This window comes from Natrialba taiwanensis DSM 12281 (assembly GCF_000337595.1).
GTDB lineage: Archaea > Halobacteriota > Halobacteria > Halobacteriales > Natrialbaceae > Natrialba > Natrialba taiwanensis.
Genome location: NZ_AOIL01000019.1, coordinates 127,881 through 151,234 on the forward strand (window position 1 = coordinate 127,881; position 23,354 = coordinate 151,234).

Sequence of the window (23,354 nt, forward strand, 5' to 3'; positions counted from 1 at the left end):
TAGAATAAAAGGTAAGCCGTGATAAGTACGTGGACAAACTGTTCAAGCCATTCTCTGGCGCTGGCCAGGCTGCCAACCCACGAGTTATGGAAGCGGTCGATCCTCATTTTGAGCGGGTGAAACCACTTTTCGATGTGGTTTCGATCGATGTAGTCGAGGTGACCGCTCAATCCTAATCGGTGGAGGGCAGTCAGGTATCCAGCACCATCGACGAGAAACTCGGCCTCGGAGAGATCGTGTTTCTCGGTGAGTCCATGCAGAAACGCAGCAGCTGGATCGGTGCCTCGCCGTCCAAAGAGCGCGACATCGAGAATGAGTTTCGTGTCAAGGTCTATTGCAGCATACATCCAAGATCGGTCGCCGTTAATCCTGACAGCGGTTTCATCAACCGCGACCCGCGACGGCTTGGCCGTCGGCGGGTCTGGCACGCTGTCAGCCAGCCGATGTACCCAGTGCCAGATTGCTTGATGAGAGCGTTCAACGCCGAGTGAGCGAAGAATCGCCTGTGTCTCCCGAAGCGAACAACCGTCCGCTCACGCTCCCAACATTCATCAAATTCCGCCGCGTAGCTCTCGCTGAGCAGGTCTGTGAGCATCATTCCAAACCAACTCTACGACCTGCTCACTTCTCAAACCGCGCTAACTAGTACCGTTCCAAGCGTCGACTGATGAGTGAAACCGATGGCATTCGTCCGGTTTCACCTATCAGTTCAGCTTTGGAACGCCACTAGACGGTGCCGTATCAGTACTACTCTTAGTCTATTAGCAGTCTTTCTGCTTGGAACTATCGCGGCCGGTGTGACTGCTGGCTTCTGGTGAGTGTCTACCGGACACTACACAGCTTCGTCGTCTCGTCTCACATGAGTAGGTGCCCAGCTTGGGAAGCCAGTAGAGCTTCACGAACCGCGATTCGCCATCGTCATTGATGAATCGAGACGTATGCACACCGAAGCCCTGTATCATGCAGTAGGCATGAGGTAATGCCCGATCGGACAGTAGCCACATCAACATATGGGAGATCTCGGGGGTGAACGAGTAGGCGAGGAGGTCACCGACTCTGTCTCGAGAGTGTTAGAAAACCGTACCCAGAGACGCCGAAGGCGAGGGCTGCGATACCGGCGATGAGGAGGGTATCGGCGTAGCCGACGATCGAGGCGATAGCGACGAATACTGGCGGGCCGAGGGTCGTCCCGAACTGCAGAACGCTCGTTCGGATACTCATAACTCCACCGCGGAACGCATCGGGTGCGAGCCTATTCAGCGCCGTATCGGTAATTGGTTCCGCGAACCCCTGACCGATACCGAAGAGAAATAGCGCACCTACTAGAACTGGGATCGAACTGGTGATCGCAGCAAGTGACATACCGACACCGTAGGTCACGAATCCGAGCGTGATGAGCCGCGGCGGCGAGAGATGGCGAATGAGACGGGACGACTGCGAGGACGTCATCCCCATCGTTACCGCCGGGAGCCCGAGCAAGAGTCCAATCGCACCGGAAGAGAGGCCGTAGGACTCATCGAGAATGAACGGTACAACTGTGAGCTGTGCGCCGTAGAGGATGAAGAAAATGCCGAAGATGGCGACGTACAACCCGAGGGCCGCCCGTGTTGGTACCGCTCGAACTGCGTTAGTGATGTACGAGATTCCGGTCGAGTTCACACTACTCGCAGGTTCGGTGAGAACTGCAGAGCCAACGACGGCGACGACGATTCCGATTCCGAAGCAGACGAACGGGACGGTCCACGAGAGCTGCGCTAGGCCACCGCCGAGGAGGGGATAGCCCGCTGCACCGATGGCGATGATCGCTGCGTTGAAACCGATAAGCTGACTCTGTCGTTCTCCCGAAAACAGGTCACCGAGCAACGTCACAGTGAGACTCATGATGGCACTTCCGGCTGTTCCCTGCACGACGCGGAGACCGAGAATCGTCGTGAACCCGTCGACAAATACGACTGCGCTGCCACTTACGCCAAACAAGAACAACGAAGGGACCAGCACGCGCTTTCGACCAATCCGGTCAGCGATGAGGCCGACGAAGGGCGTGAATACGACGCCGGGCAAGGTAAATGCCGAGATGAGGAGACTCGCTTGACTCGGCGAAATATTCCACGCTGCCTGAATCGTCGGTAGTGCTGGACTGATGAGAGAGACGCCCATCACACTCACGAGCGTACTCGCAAAGATCACGAGGACCGTCCGTGATCGCTGAGTATCTGTACGGGGGCTAGAGAGGCGAGATCTCATAGATAGTGTCCCTAGAAAGTCGTGCGTCTAAACACCACCGAATAGCGATACGGGGTCCGTTATCGTGGAACGGGGATACCGCTGGACAGGCAGTCGATTCGACCTCGAGTGGGCAGTCTGATACGCCTCGAGCGTCCGGTCGATGTCGTTATCAGTGTGTGCGCAGCTACCGATCTAACTCTCGAACTGATTCGGCGTGAGCGACACGTCCCGGTCGGCCGTCGCCTCGGGTTCAGTACGTGCAAACAGGATCTCGGAGTACACCCTGTATACCATCGAGTAGACTGTACATACTATATAGGGACGATCTCGAGAGTTCGACCAGATGATCAGTACTGTATCGATACAGTCATCAAATCAAACTAGACAATCTGTCAAAACGATCCGAGACTGGTCACGTGCCCGTCCTGATACAGACGGTTGGCTGATCGAGCGTCTGTTCGCTATGCACCCAACTATCCCCTCTCCTACGAGCCATAGAACGGCCATCGATCGGTGATACGTATGACCGGTGTGTTTCCCCTGACCTCCACACGCGCCATCCTCGTGGTCGGCCTCTGTACCGTCCTCATCACTGGTGCCATTCCGGCCGCCGTCGTGAGCGTCGCCGCATCTCAGTCCGACGACGCGGCCGCTGCACTGCCCGAGGCAAACGTCTCCGAACCAGCCTACGATCAAGCGGCCCCGGAATCGGGCGATCCGTTCTTCGAGGCGGCCGACCCGAACGATAACTGGATCAGCTACACGAACCCCCGCGACGGGTACCGCACGCCGTACCTCGGCGACGGCTCCGGCAAGATCTGCGTCACGCTGCTCAACGAGGCGGGCGAGCCGGTCGTCGGCGAGAGCGTCCCGAACACGACGGTGACGATCCCGACCGGCGAGACGCTCACGTGGCACGACCACGCAGATCCGATGACTGTGGAGTATCCACTGACCGACAACTACGAGTGGCCGCTCGACGCCGATCAGTTCGGGACGAGTCCGGATCTCCCGCAGGGAGATGGCTACATGGACTCCCACTGCATCGAGTTCCACGGACACCCGGAGGGCGCCACTGTCGAGTACGGTGAGGTGCAGGTCGAAGGCGATCACGCTGACAACATCGAACTCGTCGGGTACGTCGAACAGCCAAACAACGACTGGAACACCAGCGTCGATCCGATAGCCGATGCCGAATCGTACGAGGAGGTCGGCGGTAACTGGACCTATCGGAGCGAGGAACATGAGCGGTTACACGGCCAGGTCGTCGCCGTGCTCCAGCTTGACGTGGCGGAGGGCTACGTCGAAGCTAGCGAGGATGTCGAGTCCACTGAGAGTGAAACCGAAGTGGACTCCGAAAACGAGAGCGAGACAGAAGCTGCTGACGAGACGCCCGGGTTCGGAGTAGTCGCCGCAGCCATCGTGCTATTAGTGCTCGCCTTCGCCCGCTACCGACGGTGACGAAACCAGGAGACGATCTCCTTTTAAAACCGAACGTTTGCGCTGCGGGCGCGAGGAGCCGTCTCTCAGCAAAACGTCGGTGAAAAGCATGGCGCTACCCCTTCAGCCGCACGGCTGAATCGGCTTCGAAGACTTCCTTGTCCCCTCGATCACTTTGTTCGCTCGCAGTTGCAGCGGTAACACCTTCGCCTGTATCAAACGCACATCACCTAGGAGGGCTATGTTATTCACCGAGACCATCTTTCATCGATAGCAATTCTCACTAGTAGCCCCAGAGCGATTCCCATCGCTAACTCATCCAATACAATACCAAAAACCACTCCGAATCCAAGCCGGAACCCGCGTCCTTCTTCGAACCGTTATCCGGGGATATACTCCCGCTAAACGATACCCAGTGGTAAGTACGTTCCTGTACTTACCACAGAGGGTGTCACCCCTCTCGAGCGAACAGAATCGGCGCCCTCTTTACGTAACATTGTTCCAGTACTGGACCGAACTATATTACTCGTTATTGATATTTCAATACGACTTGTATCTAAAGACTAGCCCGTATACCAACGGTGAACTCATCATGGAAAACAGGGCCACCATCCAGAAATACGACCAGTAACCCGTAATAGAGTCGAAGACGGACGATAGAATAGCCAACATACAAAAGATGGCTATGGTCGCGTGCAAAGCCAGGTTGATCGCAGATTTCTCCGTGGATATCGAACTGTAGAATAAAAGGTGAGCCGTGATAAGTACTCCTGTCCAGAATAGCAACCTGAGTGCACTCATGACGGATACATCACTATCGGTGTAGCGAGTCGAATCCTAGTTCAACGTACTATGTCACGTCGCATATAGTTGCCGGTTACGAGGCTGCCTCCCACGTAAACTTCCTCTATCTACATATCGATCCCGCCGAGATAACACGGGACTCACAGCGGCAGTCCATATGGGGATAATGAAAGCCAGATGAGTCGCTGAAGTGTCTCCCCCAAGTCCTGCTCGAGAACGTAATCGGACCACTGTACCGATATGATCGGCTAAAGATTCTGAAACGAACGGTGATGCCAACCAAAGCGAGAGGTTCGAATCGGGCGCTGACTGTGCGGCTATCGATCCGTGAACGCACTCGCAACTAACAGCGGGAACACGAGCGTTGCTTCGGCCTCGACTTGCGTGTAGTTCGTTTGCTCGTCTTTGATCTTCCCCCACGACACCGCTTCGTTCGGCGGCGCTCCCGAGAGAGACCCGTCTCCTTCCATCCCCGTAGAAATGTAGACAACGTAGTCTGCACCGCCGCGGAACAGATTCGTCATGATCGCGTGGTGTTTTGGCACACCGCCACCGACAGCTATCAACCCCGTCGTATCCGCGAGCAACCCGTCCTCGATGAGCGAGTCATAGTCGTCCAAGATTTCGATCCCGACCTCCGGATCGTATCCTTGCCGGTAATAATAGAGGAAGTTACCGACTTCGGAGTCTGTCAGTGCCGGGCAGTAGACGGGGACATCGTTGTCCGCAGCCTGTTTCAAGACAGAATCTGCGTCGTCAAGCGTCTCTCCCAGTTCTCGTGCGAAGGCTGTCGGCGTGCGCACTTTTTCGTCCGCAAAAAAGTCGTCGAAGAAGTCGTAGAGGTACTCCTCGAGCCACACGTACCGATCGGACGGAACGAAAATATTCCCGAGACGGTTGATCCCTCGGTCGCGGAGTGTCGCTTCGTCAGCGTCCCACTCGCCCATTTTGAACGGTTTTTCCGTCTTGATAACGTCCTCCGTGAGCGACCCGGACGTAGTGATAAGTACGTCGACGTACCCTTCGCGGACCAGATACGCAACGACTTCACGCAATCCCGAGGAAATAATATTCGAGGTGAACGTGAGGTAGATCGTTGCCTCCTCTTCTTGCATTCGCTCGGCAATATCGACGGCCTTGGAGAGTTGTGTCGCCTGGAATCCCGTCGTCTCATAGGACGCAATAAGGTCGTGAAAGTCGAACGTGCCACGGAAATCGTATCCGTGGACGTCCGCCGTGGGTAGTTCGTCGTCACTATCCGGAACAACATGCTCACGAGAGTCGTCTTTCTCCATACGATTCCTTAACACGACGCCTGATTTGAATGTCTCGAGATGGATCGCTCGCTTCCCGATACGGCCATGTCCATCGTGAACGGATCGAATCCGTATCCGGCATCGTAGCGTCCTCGACCTCGATAATGCGCGTTTTGCCACATGATCATCTCTTGCAATTTTCGACGGGATGCTCGAGATTATCGCGGCGACGGTCCACTACTCGCTGTCCCTGGTCAGCATCGCCGAACGACTTCGAGGGAGCTGACCCCAGCGAATGTACAGATCGGGTCGGTTCAGCTGCTCGTTGATAGGGTGTTCGTGTATTCGCTCACATCTCGTCGGTGTCTGGAGAGCGAACTACCGGCTGGAGTCTCGGTTCACCTACTGATGGGGGCCAGCACCTTGAGGATGCTCATCGAACGTCACAGTTCGGTGAAAGTGAGAGGCGAGGCGTCCTGAATCATGTGATCGGATTCGAACATCTATCCAATGGTCATACTCGTAATCAGTAGGAGAGTAATTCCAGCTAGTAACACTAGTGTTAGCCATGCGAAGAAGATCGTCGCGGCTTGTCGGCCTGTGAGCTGGTCGCCGCTAAGGACCTCGTCGAGCGCCATGTACAATATCGATCGAGAGCGCCGTAGCTGTCGGATCGAGATAAATCGTTTGGTCTGGTTTATTCTCTACCTCTATCACGATTCGTTTGATTTGATTTTCTGGAGGTTCTCGAGGAGTTCGCTGGTTGAACTGCCGTCGTCGAACGTTATTTTACCTTGATACTCGTTCGGCTGGTCGTCCGAGTCGGACTCAATTTCGGAGATTGTCCGTTCGCGACGTTCGTACTCACGCTGGTCATAGTTACCCATTCCCATGTGAATACGAACGTTCGTGAGGAGTCGTAATCAAGGTATCGGTCACCGGCAGAGCAGCGGTACAGACACTGCAGGAGGGTTTTGATAACTCCACTCTTAATAGTACAACATAATTGGATTCAGTTGTCCGCGTTTGTTTCCCATTCAATCGTCGTTACAACCGTACGCCTGTAACTACAGTGCTGGCATCGATATTTCCATACAAAATCCAGAGTATTATACAAATTGTGGGAGCGCCGTATCCAGAGATATGATTTCTGAATCAGTACTTCAATATAATAATCCAGCTATATCGAATAGTTCTCTCGTGCTATCGAATGAGCGTGTGACCCAGTCACGGTGGCTGACTCACTCGAGCTACACGATTGGCTGGTCAACAATCTATCAGACGGTATCAGCCCCCATTTGAGAGCCTCTGAGACGAGATCGGAAGCTGTCGTGTCTTCGGTTTGGATGACGGCGGCCCGACCGTCTGTGAGAGTTTGTGTCTATTACAGAGATAACAGGAGAAAGCCCACGGCTTTACAGTAGTTGCTGATTCGATTGGGGAAGCTGCGGAGACTGAAGTTCTGCACCGGCTCTGAGTTTGTGAAACCGTGTTCGGTGCTGATCGGTGAATGTAGCAGCTGCCGAAGCTTCCCGTCAGCCGTTGTTTTCCCAGTCTTGCCAGTACGGAGGGGCGTACTGACTCGGGCTGATCAGCCCGAGTCAGTCGTCGAGACAACCGCTATCCGTACGGTATTTGCCCGAGAAACGCGCGAAACAGGGCGGTCGGGACGACTGGATCCGTCCCGACCGCCCGACGTGGGGTCACGAGCAGATTCGTCAACACCCACAGATTGTACAGCGCGACAGCGAACAGAAAGTAAAATAGCCGTACTGAGAACGTTGGTGACGACGTTCTCGGGAGAAACTCCGTAATCTTGCGGTAGGACGTTTCGATCCCCCAACGGCGGCGATATGCTTCAGCCAGTGGCCGAGCGATCTCGACGTCAGTGTCGACGTCGAAATCGCGGTTGGTAACCAGACAGAAGTGATCGTCGTCTCGTGTTCGGTGCGGAACGACGACGAGCCGGACTGACGTCCGGCCCGTCGGCGGATTCGATCGGGCCATCTCGTACTCTGCGATGAACGTATCGCTGTCGTGGTCGTCAATGAATTGCTGTACCTTCCGTGTTTGCGGCGCACGCATCAGGAACTCAACGTCGAGGTCTTCAAGCGCTAGAGCGAGGTGAACACGATAGAAGCCACGATCGAGGTAGAGCCGATTGATATCGACGTACTCGCGGACTTCTGAGACGAGTTGGCGGAGTGAATCCGCCAACTCGTCGGTATCGCTGCCTTCCAAGACAACCGATCCGAGCGTGAATCGGACGCTCGGATCGACAATACAGACGGTAGCGAACTTGTACGCGCGATCGGTGCCCTGCGCTGGATTCGTTGTACAGACGTGAGGCGTCTCTTCGTCCCCGTAATAGAGCCAGTCGTGAACGTCGATTGCGACGTCGACTGGCCGAGTAAACACGCGGTTGCGAGCTGCTTCGTCGAGGATTGCGTCGCGGACGCGGTCGAACTGGTCGTCGACCGCGCCCGCGTCGAGCCCACGCAAATGGTAGAGGAGTGCCCGTGCGAGCGGATTTCGAGCGGTTGCGTCAATGGCAATATCGTCGCCACGGGCGAGCTGATAGGCTTTCGCCCCAGTGTTGGCGAACTCGTTGTCGAATGCGATCCGAGCGAGGACTCGCTGGAAGTCCTCGCTCGGATAGGTGCCGTTAGCAGCGATCTCGAAGTCAAGCTCCGGGAATAGTAGCGACGACGCTGCTCGAGTCACTTGCGTTGCCTCGGTTGTCTCGACCATATCGAGACAACAACCGCGACAACAATCGTCGCTTGGCCACTTCAGCAACTACTGTTTAGCCGTGTGGATGAATCCGTCACTGCTGAATTAAATCATAATACCGTAGCCCACCTGCAATCCCAACGTTTACAATCCATTCTACCAACATATAACATGTGAGCGACCGGCCACAACGGACAAACGAATACATTGCCGAAGCCACCACCGAGCGGTATCGGCAGTGCGTGTTCGAGTGGTTGGCCGCCCACGCCCCCTTGTGGAACCAGATCACCTACCGACGCCGACAAGCATACTTCGCCGAAGACGGTGACGTCTGGAACGCCGAATACACGGATCTCTACGATCAATACGCACCGATACTTGGCAAAGCCACGTGCCAGCAAGTCGCCCGCAAGAACAGCGAGGCGTGGCGGAGCCACTTTCACCTTCTCGAGAAATACCACGACGACTCAGACCCAACAGTCACGGAGAAACCCAGCCCACCAGGATACTGGGGCAATCGCGACGACGGCTACGAGCTACACGGCCTCGTCCGGAACGACCTCTATGACCTTGATTGGGGCGAAGACCGGAGTACGCTCGAGTTCGGCGTCGGTGATGTCCTCGAAGAGAAATACGACTTCGGCTACCAAGAGCGCGTTACACTCGAAGTCCGTGGGAATCCACAGTGGGATGGTGATGATTCGCGGTTGGAACTCGTCTACGATGAAGCGGCTAACACGCTTCGTGTCAAGCATCCGGTTCGCATCCGGCCAGACAACCTACGTGAACAGCGACTGGATGCTTTCACTCACACACTCGACTCCGAGAACACGACGTACACAGCCGCGATCGACGTCGGCGCGAACAACACACTCGCGATCGTCACCTCCACCGGAGAAACCACAGTCTATCACGCTCGACCAGAGTTCGAACGATACCAGGCCCTATCCGCATTGATTGCCGAGTTGCAATCAGACCTTCCCGACGACCAGTATACAAGCAAACGGATTCAACGCGTGTACGATCAACGTGGAGAGATACGCGATCATAGCCGTGATGCGGCGGTGAAACACGCCGCAGACTGGTTGTTGGAGCGGAACGTCGACACGGTGTACGTTGGCGATCTAACCGACGTGTTAGACACCCATTGGTCGGCAGAAGTGAACGAGAAGACACACGCGTTCTGGTCACACAGACAGTTGATTGATCGGATCGAACTCACGCTGGGAGACGTCGGAATCAGCGTCACCCAGGTAAGCGAACGCGATTCGAGTAGCGAGTGTCCTGAGTGCGGAAGTGACGATGTCGTTCGGGATGGCGACGAGTTTCGGTGTCACGACTGCGAGTTGGACGCGCATAGCGATGTTGCAGGGGCGTGGAACCTGCTGCAAACTGAGATTGGGCCGATGGCGCGGCCCGCCGCCCTATCTGCTGAACGCGATGGGGACGCACCCCTCGGTCGTGAGGGGGCGTACTGGGAGTGGAACGGACACGATTGGACACCCGCCCGTTTTGGGAACCAATCGAGTCCGCTTGACCAAACCAGCGTCGGCGAACCCGCAAGTTCACAGCCGGGGTAATCTGCTGGCCGGATTGCCCACGGAGGAATCCCACGACTTCAGTCGTGTGGAGGACGTCAATACTCAGCGTTCACCACTTAGCCTGGAAGCAACGGTGGATCGATACCGATAGTAATCGACTCGGTCGTCGTTGCACCGGAATTCGGGACTGTCCGGGAACAGAATCGTCCACGAACGGAACTCATAATGGTCCACGAACTCTATACCTGAACACATCCGGGACGAGACGACCACATGGTCGGTCGATCGGTCTGTCGGATGATCCATAGAAATCAATGACGGTCACTGATGCCGCTCTCAGGTCACCATTCAAGTATCAGTCGAACACGAGTCCGATGCGTATAACGGTCGTCGGAGCTGGTGAAGTCGGACGAGCGATCGCTGCGACGCTCGCGGACCTTCACGAGGTCGTCGTCGTCGACTGCGACGAGCGAGTCGTCGACGAACTCGCGTACGCGTACGATGTCCTCGCCATCCACGGAGACGGCAGAGATATCGAAACACTACGCGAGGCCGAAATCGATCGGGTGGATCTCGTGATCGCGTGTACCGACGGTGACGAGGTCAATACCATTATCTGTGCGACCGTAACGATGGTCTCCGACGCGTTCACTATTGCTCGAGTGAGACGTCGAACGCTCTTCGAAACGTGGAACGACCGTCCGGACGCGTTCGGTGTCGATTTCATGATCTGCACGGACTCGTTGACGTCCGAAGCGACGTTTCGGATCGCAGGACTCCCTGCTGCACAGGAGGTTGATACGTTCGCCAACGGTCTCGTTCGAATGGCTGCGTTCGAAGTCAACCCCGAGAGTCCGTTCGTCAATCGAACTGTGCGCCAGATCGATCTGGACAGATCGGTCACGGTCGCAGCGATCTTCCGCGACGACGAGCTAGTGCTTCCCACCGGAGAAACCGTAATACGGGCCACCGATCGGATCGTAGTCATCGGAAGCGCTAGCGGCGTTTCGAACGTCGCGAATCGTATTTCTCTGTCATCGCGAAGTCCAACCGACGAGGTCGTTATCGCCGGAGCGAGCGAGATTGGCTTTCGAATAGCCCGACTGTTCGAAGAGCACGGTTATCATCCTCGAGTAATCGAACCGGATCCCGATATCGCCCGAACTGCGGCCGAAGCACTCCCATGTACGACAGTACTCGAGGGAGACCCCGCAGACACCGGATTTCTGGAACGCGAACACATCGAAGACGCCGATATCGTCATCGCTGCTTTGCCGGACGACGAACGGAACTTACTCGTATCATTAGTAACTCGTCAGTTCGGGGTCGGCGAAACCATCGCTATCGTCGAGGACATCGAGTACGCCGAATTATTTGAGACTGCCGGCGTCGATGTGACCGTGAATCCGCGCGAAGAAACCGCCGAAGAGATCATTCGATTTACCCGACTGATTCCGACCGAAAAGATCGTACTGCTCAACCACGATCGTGCGGAAGTGATCGAGATCGTCGTTACTGAAGAAAGTATTCTCGCAGATCGCGAAATCAGGGATTCTACGGCGATCCTTCCGGACCAAGTCGTTATCGGTGCGATCTCTCGCTCCGGTGAACTCGTGACGCCTCGCGGAACGACCGTAATCAGACCGGGAGATCACGTCATTTTGTTCGTTGATACAGATGTACTCGAGGAAGTCATCGAGGTTATCTAGCGCAGAATCAACACAGCTTATAGGCCGCAACCGTCAGTACGTATGTATGGCAGACCTCAATCCGACCGCGAAACGAATACACCAGATCAGTCCCGACCCCGTCGAGTTGACGCTTGACGACGGAACGACAGCCATATTTCATATTTCCGGTGCCGAATTCTTTCAGCAGGAATTTCAGGCGGAAGGTGTTTGCGAGGACGATGACGCGGACTATCGATTCATCACGAGCACGGATAACGAATCGATTCTGGTCGGACGGAAGGGCGTAGACGAATCGGCGTGGACGATGATCGGGACGATAGTTGAAGTCAACAGAGACGGATCGTAATTACCTGTTCGCTACGAATCATACCGTGCTCCCGCTCGCTACGTATCGCTTATCGCACTGTGAGGGAGAATTCTCGTTCTACTCGGTTCTTCGCCGACCTAACTGCTGTCAGTACGGTTGACGACGGTTGGCGGTTCTCCTGGAATACAACGTGTTCGTCCGACAGTATATAATAGTCCGAGTTTTCCGAACAATGTCGGTGACGGATTTAGGGTTTTGGGATTACATCCATACCACTGTAATGATGATTGGTCATCTCGTCCCGAAAACAGGGGTGCATATAATGATACAGCATACTCGGATTATTTGCTAAACCTCGTGAGAGATCTGATTATTTAGCGATAATCGTCCAAGTACGAATCGCTGATTTCGGTCTCGAGGTCGTCGACGTATTCTATCAGGATCTCCGGCAACTCGGTGGTGTACCGTTCGTCCGTGAATCGATACTTCGGGCCGATGATGGCGATTGCACCGAGAACGCTCCCATCAGGACCTGTCACACGTCGCCCGACTTCTCTGAGACCGTCGACGTACTCTTCATCGGCGAATGCAACGCCTCGATCGCGAATCTGCTCGAGTTCGCGGATAAAATCGTCTTGGTCCGTGATGGTGTGTGCTGTCTGTCTAGGGAGTCCCCTGTCGTCCAGTACTGCTTCGACGCGCTCGTCGGGTAATTCGGCGAGAATCGCTTTGCCGGTTGCAACGCTGTGGAGATAATAGTAGATCCCAGCGGAGCTAGGTGCGGTGGATATATGTCGTTCCTTGGACGGAAAGTGGCTGTCCGGATGGAAGGATTCGTGGACGAGAATGCCGCGATTATCGTTCTCCACGACGAATTCGACCTCTTCGTCGATTCGGTCGGAAAGTTCTGTTACTGTCTGCTTCGCCAGTGTGTACGCCTTCTTGCGTGAGCGTGCATACTCGCCGTGGTTGAGGAACCGTAATCCGATGTGATATACCGCGCCTTCCTTCGTGAGATACCCTTCTTCGAGAAGGGTCTGGAGGTGAAGGTGAATCGTACTTCTCGCGATCTCTAATTCACCGGTTAATTCATCGAGTGTTGCACCGCCCAATTTCTGGATCGTATTGATTACGGCCAATGATCGTTTCGTCGTTTTCGCCGTCTGTTTGGCCATACCTCTTCGTACCGGTTAAATATGCATAAAGATTCGCTCTAGTCGGATTATTAAGTACTACTGCCACTCCTATCAGCAATTCGTATGCAGCGCACGGTTAGCGGAGGTGCTCTCGTAGGATTCGATAGCGATACGATCCGTTGTATCCTCTCGACCACTTCTCCAAGTACGGTCGACTTTCACAGAATAACCCGAACAACTCCAGAGAGAACCGGTTGTCGATCTCGCCTTCGACACCCTCGTACAGTACTCGTGATTTTATGTAGGGTCCTCTCGTCGGGTGATCCAGACACTCCGTTTGTAGATACGCTCGCACTACGTCGTCGGTTTCCGCGATATCGAACGTCTGTAACTGGGAAGGGACTTTGGTCATGGTTATCGAGGTGCCTCTAGCGGCTACCGAGGGGCGTATAGATAGTTTATTCCGGATGAACCATAATGATGTTGCTGTGGCCACATCGAACGCGGGTAGCATGACGTGGTCACTGTAAACCCCGCCGAAGTCGTCCACGTTGTCGTCCACTTCGGAGAGTACGACGGGGTATTCAACGATCAGACAGGGTGGCATTGCCATATGATCGAGCACGAAGATCATGATATGATGCGCCCGCTCGAGGTTCTACCCCGCGAAGACGATGCTGACACTCGTACTGGATAGGACGCAAGGCGTCGGCCCCGAATAGACGAAAGAGGCGACACGAACGTCTCTCACCGTTGCCTCCAGATTCGAACCAGCCAACAGAGACTCGAGACCGCGAAGATACCCCGTCACCAGCGGACGAGACGGCGTAATCGGGTACACTCTTGTCTTGCTCACTCCTGATTCCAAATCGTCGTAAGCTCACCGACGACTTCCGGATTTCTGAGGGCGTCACTATCCGTCGGCAGTCGGTCGTTGACAATGCGCTCGAGGAGTTTGTACATCGTCTTTCCGGAGTAGGTTTCGGGTAGTTCGGGTGTAAATACGACGTTCGCTGGTCGTGCGAACTCACCGACGTGCTCAGCGACTGCATCCGCAACCGCGTCCTGAATGGCGGTCCGATCCTGCTGCCCTTGCTCAAGTGTCGCAAAGACGCAGAGCGCGGTCTCACCAATAGTACGCTCAGCGACGGCAGCGGCTTCGGTAACGCCGTCAACGGTCGTTATTGCAGCCTCGAGTTCGGCCGTTCCGATGCGACGGTTGCCGATCGTAATGACGTCGTCGTTGCGGCCGATGATCGTCACGTACCCGTCGTCGTCGACGACGGCGCGGTCGCCGGTGAAGTACTGCCAGGAATCCGCCCGTGGGTCCGAAAACGCCTGCCAGTATTCTGCGAGAACCCAGTACCGGTCTCCCTCGAGCGGAACAAGCATCGACGGCCAGGGACGGTCAATCGTCAGATAGCCGGGTTCGCCCGGCGGGAGCTCGCGGCCGTCTTCGTCGACGATCTGGATNGAACAAGCATCGACGGCCAGGGACGGTCAATCGTCAGATAGCCGGGTTCGCCCGGCGGGAGCTCGCGGCCGTCTTCGTCGACGATCTGGATTTCGATTCCGGGTAACGGAGAACCGACTGAACTGGGCTTTAACTCGTCGATTCCAGGACGGACCGAGATGAGGACGCATCCAGTTTCGGTCTGCCACCACGTGTCGACGATTGGGCACCGTTCCTCGCCGACGTGGGTGTAGTACCACTCCCAGGTGTCCGGACCGATCGGCTCACCGACGCTACCGAGTAGGCGCAACGACGAAAGGTCGTGTGACGAGGGAAACGACTCACCCCACTTCATGAACGTCCGGATTACTCCCGGCGTCGTATAGAAGACCTCCACACCGTTCCGTTCGATCACCTCCCACGGACGGTGGCGGTCCGGATAGCGGAGACTTCCCTCTGCGAGAACGACCGTCGCACCCGAGAGCAGTGGCCCGTAGACGACGTAGGAGTGACCGGTAATCCATCCAGCATCGGCTGTACACCAGATCGTGGTCCCCGGCACGAGGTCGAATACGGTCTGGGCCGTCCACGCGACACCTGTAAGGTAGCCCCCGGTCGAGTGAGTCATCCGTCGCGGTTCGCCGGTCGTTCCTGACGTGTGGATGTGAAAGAGCGGGTCGGTTGCCTCCCGCGGAACTGGGGACACGTTCGCCCCGGCAAACGCCTCGACGAGATCGTCATAGTCGTATTGGTTCTCACCGAGGTGCATATCGTGACTCGAACCGAGTCGATCGACGACGACCGTCGGGAGCGATTCTTCGATCGATGCCAGTGCCGTATCGGCTTTCCGCTTCTGATCGATCACGGTCTCCTCACGGAAGCTACCGTCACATGTGACGAGCGCGCGTGAGTCGACACGTTGCATCCGTTCAGCGAGCGCGTTGGGGGCGAACCCCGAGAAAACGACGTTATGGAGCGCACCGATACGAGCACAGGCGAGCATCGTGATCGGTAACTCGGGGAGTTTCGGCAGGTAGATCGTGACGANACGTTATGGAGCGCACCGATACGAGCACAGGCGAGCATCGTGATCGGTAACTCGGGGAGTTTCGGCAGGTAGATCGTGACGACATCGTCCTCTTCGATGCCGAGTTCGCGGAGCGCGGCTGCGACAGCTGACACCTCGCGATAGAGATCGTAGTACGTATAGGTTCGACGCTCGCCACGTTTCCCTTCCCACCGCAATGCGACCTGATTCTTCCGCTCCTCGAGATGGCGATCGATGCAGTTTTCCGCGGCGTTCAAGCNGGTTCGACGCTCGCCACGTTTCCCTTCCCACCGCAATGCGACCTGATTCTTCCGCTCCTCGAGATGGCGATCGATGCAGTTTTCCGCGGCGTTCAAGCGCCCACCAACGAACCATCGGTAGAACGGCGCATTTTCCGTGTCGACGATGCGCTCATAGGGCTCGCTCCACTCGAGCAACGATGCGGCGGCGTCCCAGCACGCCGGCCACTCGCGATCGGAGCAGTCGCCATCGGCTGGCTCCGTCGCAGTTCCGTCGCGACCGACCGCTTGTGGAGTCCGGCAGCGAACCGTTCGGTTATTGGAGGATAGATATACCGGTCTCTCTTTGGTCATAGATTCGTCCCTTCGACGCCCATCTTCCTGTAGATTCTGTTTGTTTCCGCATAGTACTGTGGTTTAAAAATCGGGAAAGGAATACTAGATCACTCCGTGGTCGCAGATCACCTGCTGGAGTTCTTCGTAAGGCCACACTGCTGGTCCTACTAACACGTTTGGGTATGCTATCAAGGAGGAACAATCTAATTTTAGGCTTAAAATTATAGAAATAAATGGTGTGTTATCTCGAGATTCAAACTTTATACTCCTGCATCTCCACTATTAAATAACAATGGTCTGGTCTGTTCGGTTCAGGGACGACGAGCAGGAAACGGGGCAAACCGAGTCCGATGCAACTATCTCTACATGTTCAGAGTGTGGATCGAGTAACGTAGTCCGACACTCTGACCAAGGTGAGCGAATTTGTGAGGAGTGCGGTCTAGTGATTGAGGAAGCAATGGTTGATTCGGGTCCAGAGTGGCGTGCATTTAACCACAAAGAACGACAGGAGAAGTCGCGTGTCGGTGCCCCAACTACTCAGACAATGCACGACAAGGGGCTCACCACCCAAATCGACTGGAAGGATAAGGATGCATACGGCCGCTCGATTTCCTCGAAGAAGCGTTCGCAGATGAACCGGTTACGGAAATGGCAGAGCCGTATCCGGACGAGAGATGCCGGTGAGCGGAATCTCCAGTTCGCGCTTAGCGAGATCGATCGGATGGCCTCGGCACTGGGTGTCCCACGATCGGTTCGTGAGGTAACAAGTATGATTTACCGGCGAGCGCTTCAGGAAGATCTCATTCGTGGACGATCAATTGAGGGCGTTGCCACAGCTGCACTGTATGCTGGCTGTCGGCAAGAAGATATTCCGCGCTCATTGGAAGAGATCACAGAGGTTTCGCGTATCGAACGAATAGAGGTAAGCCGTACCTACCGATACATCTCGAACGAGCTCGGTCTTGAACTGCTTCCTATCGATCCGAAGCAGTACGTACCTCGCTTTAGCTCAAAACTGGACCTCCCACAGGAAGTCGAAGCTAAGGCCAATGAAATCATCGAAGAGACCGCTGATCCATTACTCTCTGGGAGAGGTCCATCGGGATTCGCTGCTGCCGCTATTTACGCTGCCGCCTTGCTTTGCAACGAGAAACGGACCCAGAAAGAAGTAGCAGATGTCGCTCAAGTCACAGAAGTTACAATTCGTAACCGGTATCAGGAGCAAATCGAGATGCTTGGCATACAGTAATTGTACTTCCAAAGGTACTCACCCGCCGGGCTTAAGGCATACAATTACGAACAATTCACCATGTCGTCCATTGAGCTCACTCCGAGCCAGAAAAAGATTCTCCGCGCACTAACGAACCTCCACAAGGAGTCCGAGGGTGCCATCAAGGGCGAAGACATCGCCGAGCAAGTTGACCGGAACCCAGGGACAATACGCAACCAGATGCAGAGTCTCAAAGCGCTCCAACTGGTAGAAGGCGTTCCCGGCCCGAAAGGCGGCTACAAACCGACCGCTACAGCCTACCAAGCACTCGATATCCAGCAGTTGGATGACCCAGTCACTGTCGCCTTCGAGCACGAGGGAGACCTGGTCGAGGACGTCGTTGTCGAGGAAATTAACCTCTCGAGCGTTCACCATCCCGAACTCTGTCGCGCGGAGATTCACCTGCAGGGAACCATCAGTGACGTCGATGAGGGTGACCCAATCACCGTCGGCCCAACCCCTCTTTCGAAGCTCGTTATTGATGGCCGCGTCGACGGTAAGGACGATACGAACAACATTCTCATCCTCAGAATTGAAGACATGATTGCTCCAGCCGAAAAACCCGAACACTGACCACACACATCGCCGGTGTCTCGTTCATTCCCTACTCATTCAAATCCACATTCTAAACCCCAGGAGATCGTCGTCGGTTGGTCCACCGTAGACAGTCAAAGCTGCATCGGCTGCCTACGGAGTGAGGGTGAGGCCGTCTTCAGCGACGACCACGTCGCCGTCGAAAACCGACTCGGCATCGCGTTGCATTGCGTCGAGGTCGCGGTACGGCATGATGTGCGTGAGAACGAGCGTCTGCACGCCAGCGTCCTGTGCGATCTCACCGGCGTCTGTCGCATCGCAGTGATTGGCAGTCAACGTGGACCTGTCGAGTCCTTCTTCCCCTGCTGCGTGCTGTGGCCACACGAACTGCTCGTCCGCGTTCGGGACGCGGTCTTCATCGACTGGAGCGGTGTTGCAGTTCTGAATGAGAATATCTGCATCCTCGGCAAACTCGGCGAGCGACGGGATCTTCCGCGTGTCACCAGAGAAGACGATTGACGACCCCGTTTCGTGCTCCTCAAACCGGTAGGCGTACGTCTCGATGGAGTGTTCGACTGGTAATGCGTCGATATCCCAGCCGTCCATCTGGCGACTGAATCTATCCGTCACGAGTTCGGTTTCGATACCGGAGATGCCGTCCGTCGGGTAGATATCTTTGCGGTACTCGATGTCTTCCGCGTAGACGTCGTACAGCGTATCGACGAGCCGGTCGGTACCGTCCGGGCCGTACACTGTGAGCGATCCACGACCGGCCTCGGTCCAGCTCGTGAAGGCGAAGTGGAAGAACGACGCGTTGTGATCCATGTGATGATGGGTGAAAAACAGCGTCTCGATCTCACCCATATCGACGTCGGCGTCCATCAGGCTGTAGACCGTCTTGGGTCCGCAGTCGATCATCACCGTGTCGTCTGGAACGTCGATCACGAGACTCGTGCCGCCACGTACCGAAATTGGGACAGGGCTTCCAGTCCCGACGAGGGTAATTTCCATGGGAGGACGTAGCACGGCTGCGGCTTTGTATGTTCGTGCAGCAAACGAACGATATGAGGAGACGACGTTCGAATTCCAGTTCGAGAACCATGGGGCTACCAACCTGTCTGTACGGCTGGCGGGGCAGAGTAACGCTGAGTATAACGTCGTCGAAACGCTAGAAGCGATCATCGGTCGATACCGATACAGCACACTCAAATATCGACTTTGAACGCTCCTCAGTACTTTACAAAACTCACAGGACGCTGATTGAATACAGAATATGCCTACAGAACCTCAAAACGCCGTCCTCGAACACTTAACATCGATCCAACAGTCCCTCACTCTGGACGAGAATATTCAGCAGTACGCGGAACTCCTCATTTCAGAAGTCACGACGCAAGAACTGCAGATTCGATCCCCTGCTCGTACGGCTGCAGCATGCTTCCTCATTGCCTGTCGCTTGCGAGAGACTCCGGTTCGCGTGACCAGGATTGCCGACGCTTCCGATGCTACCAAATCAGAGATTCTCAACGAAAAGAAACGCATCTCGGACACGCTGGAGCTCGGAATACCGAATGACGATCCAACTGTGATCCTCGAAGAAGCGTGCGAGGACCTTTCGCTCTCTGATGACATCCAAACTCGTGCACAACAAATAGCAGACTTGGGTGCCGAAGCCGGAGTCATCAGTGGTGTCTCTCCATATACATACGCGGCAGCTGTACTCTACATCACAAGTTCAGCTGCCGACACCGACCTCTCCCAGACCGATATCGCCGACAAATTCGACGTATCGACAGCCACACTCCGAGACAGACGTGACGACCTACTCGACACAACTGGAAGCCACCTGTTCAAACTTCAATACCCGACAGCACCGCCCGAAGCCATCTCGCTCGTCGACGACCTGCTTCACCACGCACAAACCGCTAAATGGGCACAGGGCAAACGTCACATGGGCATCCTCGCTGGAGCATGGTTGTATACTGCGAACAAATATCAAATCGAAACCAGCGTATCAGAACTAGCGGCTCTCACTGGCGTGAGTGAATCAACCATCCGTGCTCGCTCTAAAGACTTTGACCGGCCGTTCTCATGATGACTACTAAATATTATGTACTAGCTCTGTTGAACCCCCATTAATTCGATACCTTACCAACTGAATCAGCCGATAGGTGGGTGTGCTTACCTATCGGATAGCATTTTCCATCACGAGAAATTCAAAGTCATAGCTCTCCTGCGAGACTGTCTCGACGTCTTCATACCCACGTTGGCGGTACATCTCCGGGAGCGACTGTTCGAAGCGACCGAAGTACGTCGGAGAGTAACCCACGGTCATCAGAAGTCCGTCGCCGCTTCGTTCGTATGCGTGTTCGATGCCTTGTAGCGCAGTCTCCATCGTCTGGCGGTCGCTGTCGGTCGGCGTACCTTCTCTGTTGTAGTTTAAGAAAAGCAGCCCGTGGTGGCGTGGGACAATGGTATTTCCGTAGTCATCTGTCGAGAGAACACTGTTCCAAGCGTGCTGTCGTTCGGGTAGTTCTTCCAAGTTAGATGGACCTCTCGGAACGTCCACTTGTTCACGACCGACGCACGCGCTGAAAGCTGCTGCCCCACCAATAGCGACAGCGGATTTCAAAAATTCACGACGTTGGATGCCTCTCTGCTTCGTCATCAGCTTATGTAGCCCCCCTCGCCGCGTCGGTGGCCCTCTCGCCCACACTATTGTATGCCATAGGTTTAGGTCTCCCTAAAGATCACAAAACCGTTTCGAAATTTAGGCCGACCTAATGTGCCAGAGAGGGAGCACCGCAGCGGGCACACTTCGGGGCTAACCCTCTGGGTATTCGAACCCGCAACGAAGGCACGATTCGTCGACAGAATGTCAGCAGAGCGGCCGGGATGGTTGGTGGGTCCTCATCTTCACTCGTGACACCATCGAGTCAGGCTCGGACCAAACGCTACTCTGGGACGCTGCGAGTAGTCCAAGCAATTCGACCGCCACCTCATATGGGTTTGCATCACCGAGCCGCCCTTGGAGTGGCTCCACTGCCTTGGCCTGCTTCGCTGGAGACTCCCATCTAACAACCACCAGCGCTGTACAGAGGTAATACTGGACGAGTTCTTTCTACTCATCGGGATGCTCGGTCAGCGATGCTAACTGGTAGCGAAGCCGGCTCGGATCGCCGAGTACAACATAGGCTAACGTCTTCGCGAGTTTCTCTTTGACCGCCGATTGGTTGAATTCCACCCCGATGCAGAGATCAGCCACCATCTCCTCGTGAGGCCCGGCCTCGAAAAGGTCAGTCAAGCGGTCTAGTGTTGGCGGCCGGTCTGGTTCACTTATCGGCGCGGTTGGTATGTGACTGGTTTTCACAACCAGTCGCTTCAACCGGTGGTTCTGCGCTGACCTGCGAAGTCTCTAGTGAGCATCTGTATCGAGGGAGGATACTGATATAGACGAGACCTCGGTCACTTCGGTGCTGCCGCTGTAACCGAACCTCGATGTCGGAGACGCTTGACCCGCTCTCGGATCGTGCCTGCCGGATGACCCACGCCTACAAGACCGGAATCGAGCTCAGAGAGACCCTACGTGATGGAGCGTGCCTCCGGGCTGCGGTGAGCGAGGTCACCATTTATATGGAGCATCTCGAGGACAGCTATCCGGAGTGGCACCCAGCACCCGATTCGTTCCGAGGAATGGTCCGGCTGTTCGTCTACCGAGAGATTACGGGCGACAATTACCGAACGCTCGAAACGTATCAGGAACTCGCCGAGCCGTTCGGACTGGATCATGTCCCCGACGAATCAGTGCTCTCACGGACCTGGCGCAATCGCTTCGACGACGGCGTCCGTGAATACGTGACCGTCGCCGCCCACTTTGTCGTCAAGGAAATCCATGACCACGGTCCTGCTGTCACCGCAGTGCGCCCGAAAGAGGAGGTCACTAACTCGAAGCCGGAGTTGGCCGACGACGATGAGCAGGATGAGTCTGGGGGCGTTGAGTTCTCGGACGAGCAGATTCGACGGACGACCCGCCTCGCACGGGACCACGGCTTCGATGGGTTCGACTCTGGGCGGGCCAAGAACGCCTCCTACGAGGACGTGCAATTCTTCGAGTTACAGACGTTCATGGGGATGGTTGGTTGTGGCACTGCTCAGGGGGCTGCTCGGTTTCAGTTCCGACGGGGCGAAGAGTATGGCCCGCACGGAGATACGCATCTGCGGGCGGTCAAGCAATTCGAGCCGGAAGCGCTGATCGAAGGGTTCGATCAGGCTAGTGATCGATTGCTCTCCGCTATCGCTTCGGAGGTATCGTTTCGCCGGCCGGTGACCGCGGCAATCGACATCACGACGATCCCGTACTACGGCGACGTAGAAGGGATGTCGATGGTTAGTGGGATGCAGGGCGAGGAAGAGCGGGCGTTCAAATTCGCGACGCTGTCGATTGTCGGCGAGAACATCCCGCTCGTGCTCTCTGTGGAGCCGATTCGGGAGAGCTCAGCCTGGGATAGGAATCCACCGAATCAAATTCACCGTGTCGTCCGGCGACTCGTTCAACGAGCGAAGGAACACGTCCCTGTAGAGACGGTGCTGTGTGATCGTGAGTTCGATTCTAAGCGAGTCTACCAGACGCTCTCTAATCTCGGCGTTAACTATCTCATCCCCACACGAATCAACAACACTGAGCGCGAGGTCATCGAGACGATGGATGCTGATGGACAAGGTGTGGCGGTTGAATCAGCGTCCGTTCACCTCGAATCGGGCAGCCACTCGATGCAGTTCCTGTACATGCCGTCGACGAGTGGTGAGGGAACGACTGTCTTCGCCACGAATCTCCGCGTCGGCCCAGAGGAAGCCGAGTCGTTCTGTCGGCGGTACAGCCGTCGCTGGCAGATCGAAAACGAGTACAAGAGTATCAAGAGCGACTTCCTCGCGAAGACTTCCTCAAAAGACTACAGAGTGAGGCTGTTCTACTTCGTGTTCGCGGTCTTGCTCTACAACATCTGGCGACTCACGGATTTTCTGCTGAAAGCGGGCGTTGATGGCGAGATGGACTACGCACCCGTGTTGGCCGCAGGCGAATGCGTCGAGATTGTCGTCTCTGCACTGATCCCGCCTGACTAAGACTTATTCCTCGCTGGGTTCGCCGATTGGGAGTGGCAACGCTCTGTAAGAGCACCTGAATACGCGCAATATCCCATACTCACTCGGTTATCTCGTTCAGAATGGACAGAAATTAAGCAATTAGAACACGAATTGACGGTGGCTCAGCCCAAAACTGGCTCATCCTCCGAAACTGTGAACTTCAGAGGAATGTGGAAGTTGAGACTGCGTCGCCCAATGCAT

At 55.5% G+C, this 23,354-nt stretch carries 17 protein-coding genes and 4 pseudogenes; 9 read left to right on the forward strand and 12 right to left on the reverse strand.

The window, feature by feature from the left end; genetic code table 11:
* Positions 1–29: 29 nt before the first annotated feature.
* The 3 genes and pseudogenes from C484_RS22105 to C484_RS07315 form a co-directional block, all read right to left on the reverse strand.
* Positions 30–598: pseudogene (locus C484_RS22105) on the reverse strand (IS6 family transposase); the annotation flags it as partial.
* A gap of 163 nt (positions 599–761) precedes the next feature.
* Positions 762–1,022, reverse strand: a pseudogene (locus C484_RS24210) (catalase); the annotation flags it as partial.
* Positions 1,023–1,047: 25 nt separating this feature from the next.
* Positions 1,048–2,244 carry an MFS transporter gene (locus C484_RS07315; RefSeq protein WP_083867302.1) on the reverse strand — a complete coding sequence of 399 codons (1,197 nt, stop codon included), beginning with the start codon at positions 2,242–2,244 and terminating at the stop codon, positions 1,048–1,050.
* Positions 2,245–2,748: 504 nt separating this feature from the next.
* Between C484_RS07315 and C484_RS07320 the strand changes: the two genes are divergently transcribed.
* Positions 2,749–3,687, forward strand: coding sequence for a hypothetical protein (locus C484_RS07320; RefSeq protein WP_006825307.1), 939 nt, complete (start codon positions 2,749–2,751; stop codon positions 3,685–3,687).
* Positions 3,688–4,787: 1,100 nt separating this feature from the next.
* Here C484_RS07320 and C484_RS07330 read toward each other — a convergent pair.
* The 3 genes from C484_RS07330 to C484_RS07335 all read right to left on the reverse strand — a co-directional run bounded on the left by C484_RS07330 (position 4,788) and on the right by C484_RS07335 (position 8,477).
* Positions 4,788–5,765, reverse strand: coding sequence for a deoxyhypusine synthase (locus C484_RS07330; protein ID WP_006825309.1), 978 nt, complete (start codon positions 5,763–5,765; stop codon positions 4,788–4,790).
* A 674-nt stretch (positions 5,766–6,439) separates the two neighbouring features.
* Entirely contained in the window at positions 6,440–6,619 is a 180-nt protein-coding gene (locus C484_RS22870; RefSeq protein WP_152422659.1) for a DUF5786 family protein, read from the reverse strand.
* A gap of 727 nt (positions 6,620–7,346) precedes the next feature.
* On the reverse strand, positions 7,347–8,477 hold the full coding sequence (locus C484_RS07335; RefSeq protein WP_006825312.1) for a transposase: 1,131 nt from the start codon (positions 8,475–8,477) through the stop codon (positions 7,347–7,349).
* A gap of 155 nt (positions 8,478–8,632) precedes the next feature.
* Between C484_RS07335 and C484_RS07340 the strand changes: the two genes are divergently transcribed.
* From C484_RS07340 to C484_RS07350, 3 genes are all read left to right on the forward strand, one after another.
* Entirely contained in the window at positions 8,633–10,039 is a 1,407-nt protein-coding gene (locus tag C484_RS07340; protein WP_006825313.1) for a transposase, read from the forward strand.
* A 335-nt stretch (positions 10,040–10,374) separates the two neighbouring features.
* Positions 10,375–11,709, forward strand: coding sequence for a Trk system potassium transporter TrkA (gene trkA, locus C484_RS07345; RefSeq protein ID WP_006825314.1), 1,335 nt, complete (start codon positions 10,375–10,377; stop codon positions 11,707–11,709).
* Positions 11,710–11,755: 46 nt separating this feature from the next.
* The gene (locus C484_RS07350) at positions 11,756–12,037 is read left to right on the forward strand and encodes a hypothetical protein (protein WP_006825315.1); all 282 of its coding nucleotides are present in this window, start codon (positions 11,756–11,758) and stop codon (positions 12,035–12,037) included.
* A gap of 335 nt (positions 12,038–12,372) precedes the next feature.
* Here C484_RS07350 and C484_RS07355 read toward each other — a convergent pair whose 3' ends face one another.
* Together C484_RS07355 and C484_RS24900 are read right to left on the reverse strand one after the other, a co-directional pair.
* The gene (locus C484_RS07355) at positions 12,373–13,173 is read right to left on the reverse strand and encodes an IclR family transcriptional regulator (RefSeq protein WP_006825316.1); all 801 of its coding nucleotides are present in this window, start codon (positions 13,171–13,173) and stop codon (positions 12,373–12,375) included.
* A gap of 97 nt (positions 13,174–13,270) precedes the next feature.
* Entirely contained in the window at positions 13,271–13,696 is a 426-nt protein-coding gene (locus tag C484_RS24900) for a hypothetical protein (protein WP_394295306.1), read from the reverse strand.
* Here C484_RS24900 and C484_RS22115 point away from each other — a divergent pair.
* A pseudogene (locus C484_RS22115) lies at positions 13,646–13,831 on the forward strand (multicopper oxidase domain-containing protein); the annotation flags it as partial. The gene C484_RS24900 and the pseudogene C484_RS22115 sit on opposite strands and share 51 nt — an antisense overlap.
* A gap of 155 nt (positions 13,832–13,986) precedes the next feature.
* Here the strand turns inward: C484_RS22115 and C484_RS25145 are convergent.
* Positions 13,987–16,228, reverse strand: a pseudogene (locus C484_RS25145) (AMP-binding protein).
* 274 nt (positions 16,229–16,502) lie between these two features.
* Here C484_RS25145 and C484_RS07370 point away from each other — a divergent pair.
* Both C484_RS07370 and C484_RS07375 read left to right on the forward strand, forming a co-directional pair.
* Entirely contained in the window at positions 16,503–17,459 is a 957-nt protein-coding gene (locus tag C484_RS07370; RefSeq protein WP_006825319.1) for a transcription initiation factor IIB, read from the forward strand.
* A 60-nt stretch (positions 17,460–17,519) separates the two neighbouring features.
* Positions 17,520–18,053, forward strand: a complete 534-nt coding sequence (locus C484_RS07375) for an Rrf2 family transcriptional regulator (protein ID WP_006825320.1) — start codon at positions 17,520–17,522, stop codon at positions 18,051–18,053.
* Positions 18,054–18,167: 114 nt separating this feature from the next.
* Here C484_RS07375 and C484_RS07380 read toward each other — a convergent pair whose 3' ends face one another.
* Entirely contained in the window at positions 18,168–19,025 is an 858-nt protein-coding gene (locus tag C484_RS07380) for an MBL fold metallo-hydrolase (protein ID WP_160164224.1), read from the reverse strand.
* 262 nt (positions 19,026–19,287) lie between these two features.
* On the opposite strand from C484_RS07380, the gene C484_RS07385 reads away from it, so the two are divergent.
* The gene (locus C484_RS07385; RefSeq protein WP_006825323.1) at positions 19,288–20,106 is read left to right on the forward strand and encodes a transcription initiation factor IIB family protein; all 819 of its coding nucleotides are present in this window, start codon (positions 19,288–19,290) and stop codon (positions 20,104–20,106) included.
* Between the two features lie 90 nt (positions 20,107–20,196).
* Here C484_RS07385 and C484_RS24235 read toward each other — a convergent pair whose 3' ends face one another.
* Both C484_RS24235 and C484_RS23375 read right to left on the reverse strand, forming a co-directional pair.
* Positions 20,197–20,580, reverse strand: coding sequence for a DUF7405 family protein (locus C484_RS24235; RefSeq protein ID WP_152422660.1), 384 nt, complete (start codon positions 20,578–20,580; stop codon positions 20,197–20,199).
* A 552-nt stretch (positions 20,581–21,132) separates the two neighbouring features.
* Positions 21,133–21,276, reverse strand: a complete 144-nt coding sequence (locus tag C484_RS23375; protein ID WP_160164225.1) for a hypothetical protein — start codon at positions 21,274–21,276, stop codon at positions 21,133–21,135.
* 233 nt (positions 21,277–21,509) lie between these two features.
* Here C484_RS23375 and C484_RS24240 point away from each other — a divergent pair, with 233 nt between their 5' ends.
* The gene (locus C484_RS24240) at positions 21,510–23,132 is read left to right on the forward strand and encodes a transposase (RefSeq protein ID WP_006825326.1); all 1,623 of its coding nucleotides are present in this window, start codon (positions 21,510–21,512) and stop codon (positions 23,130–23,132) included.
* The last annotated feature ends 222 nt before the right edge of the window (positions 23,133–23,354 follow it).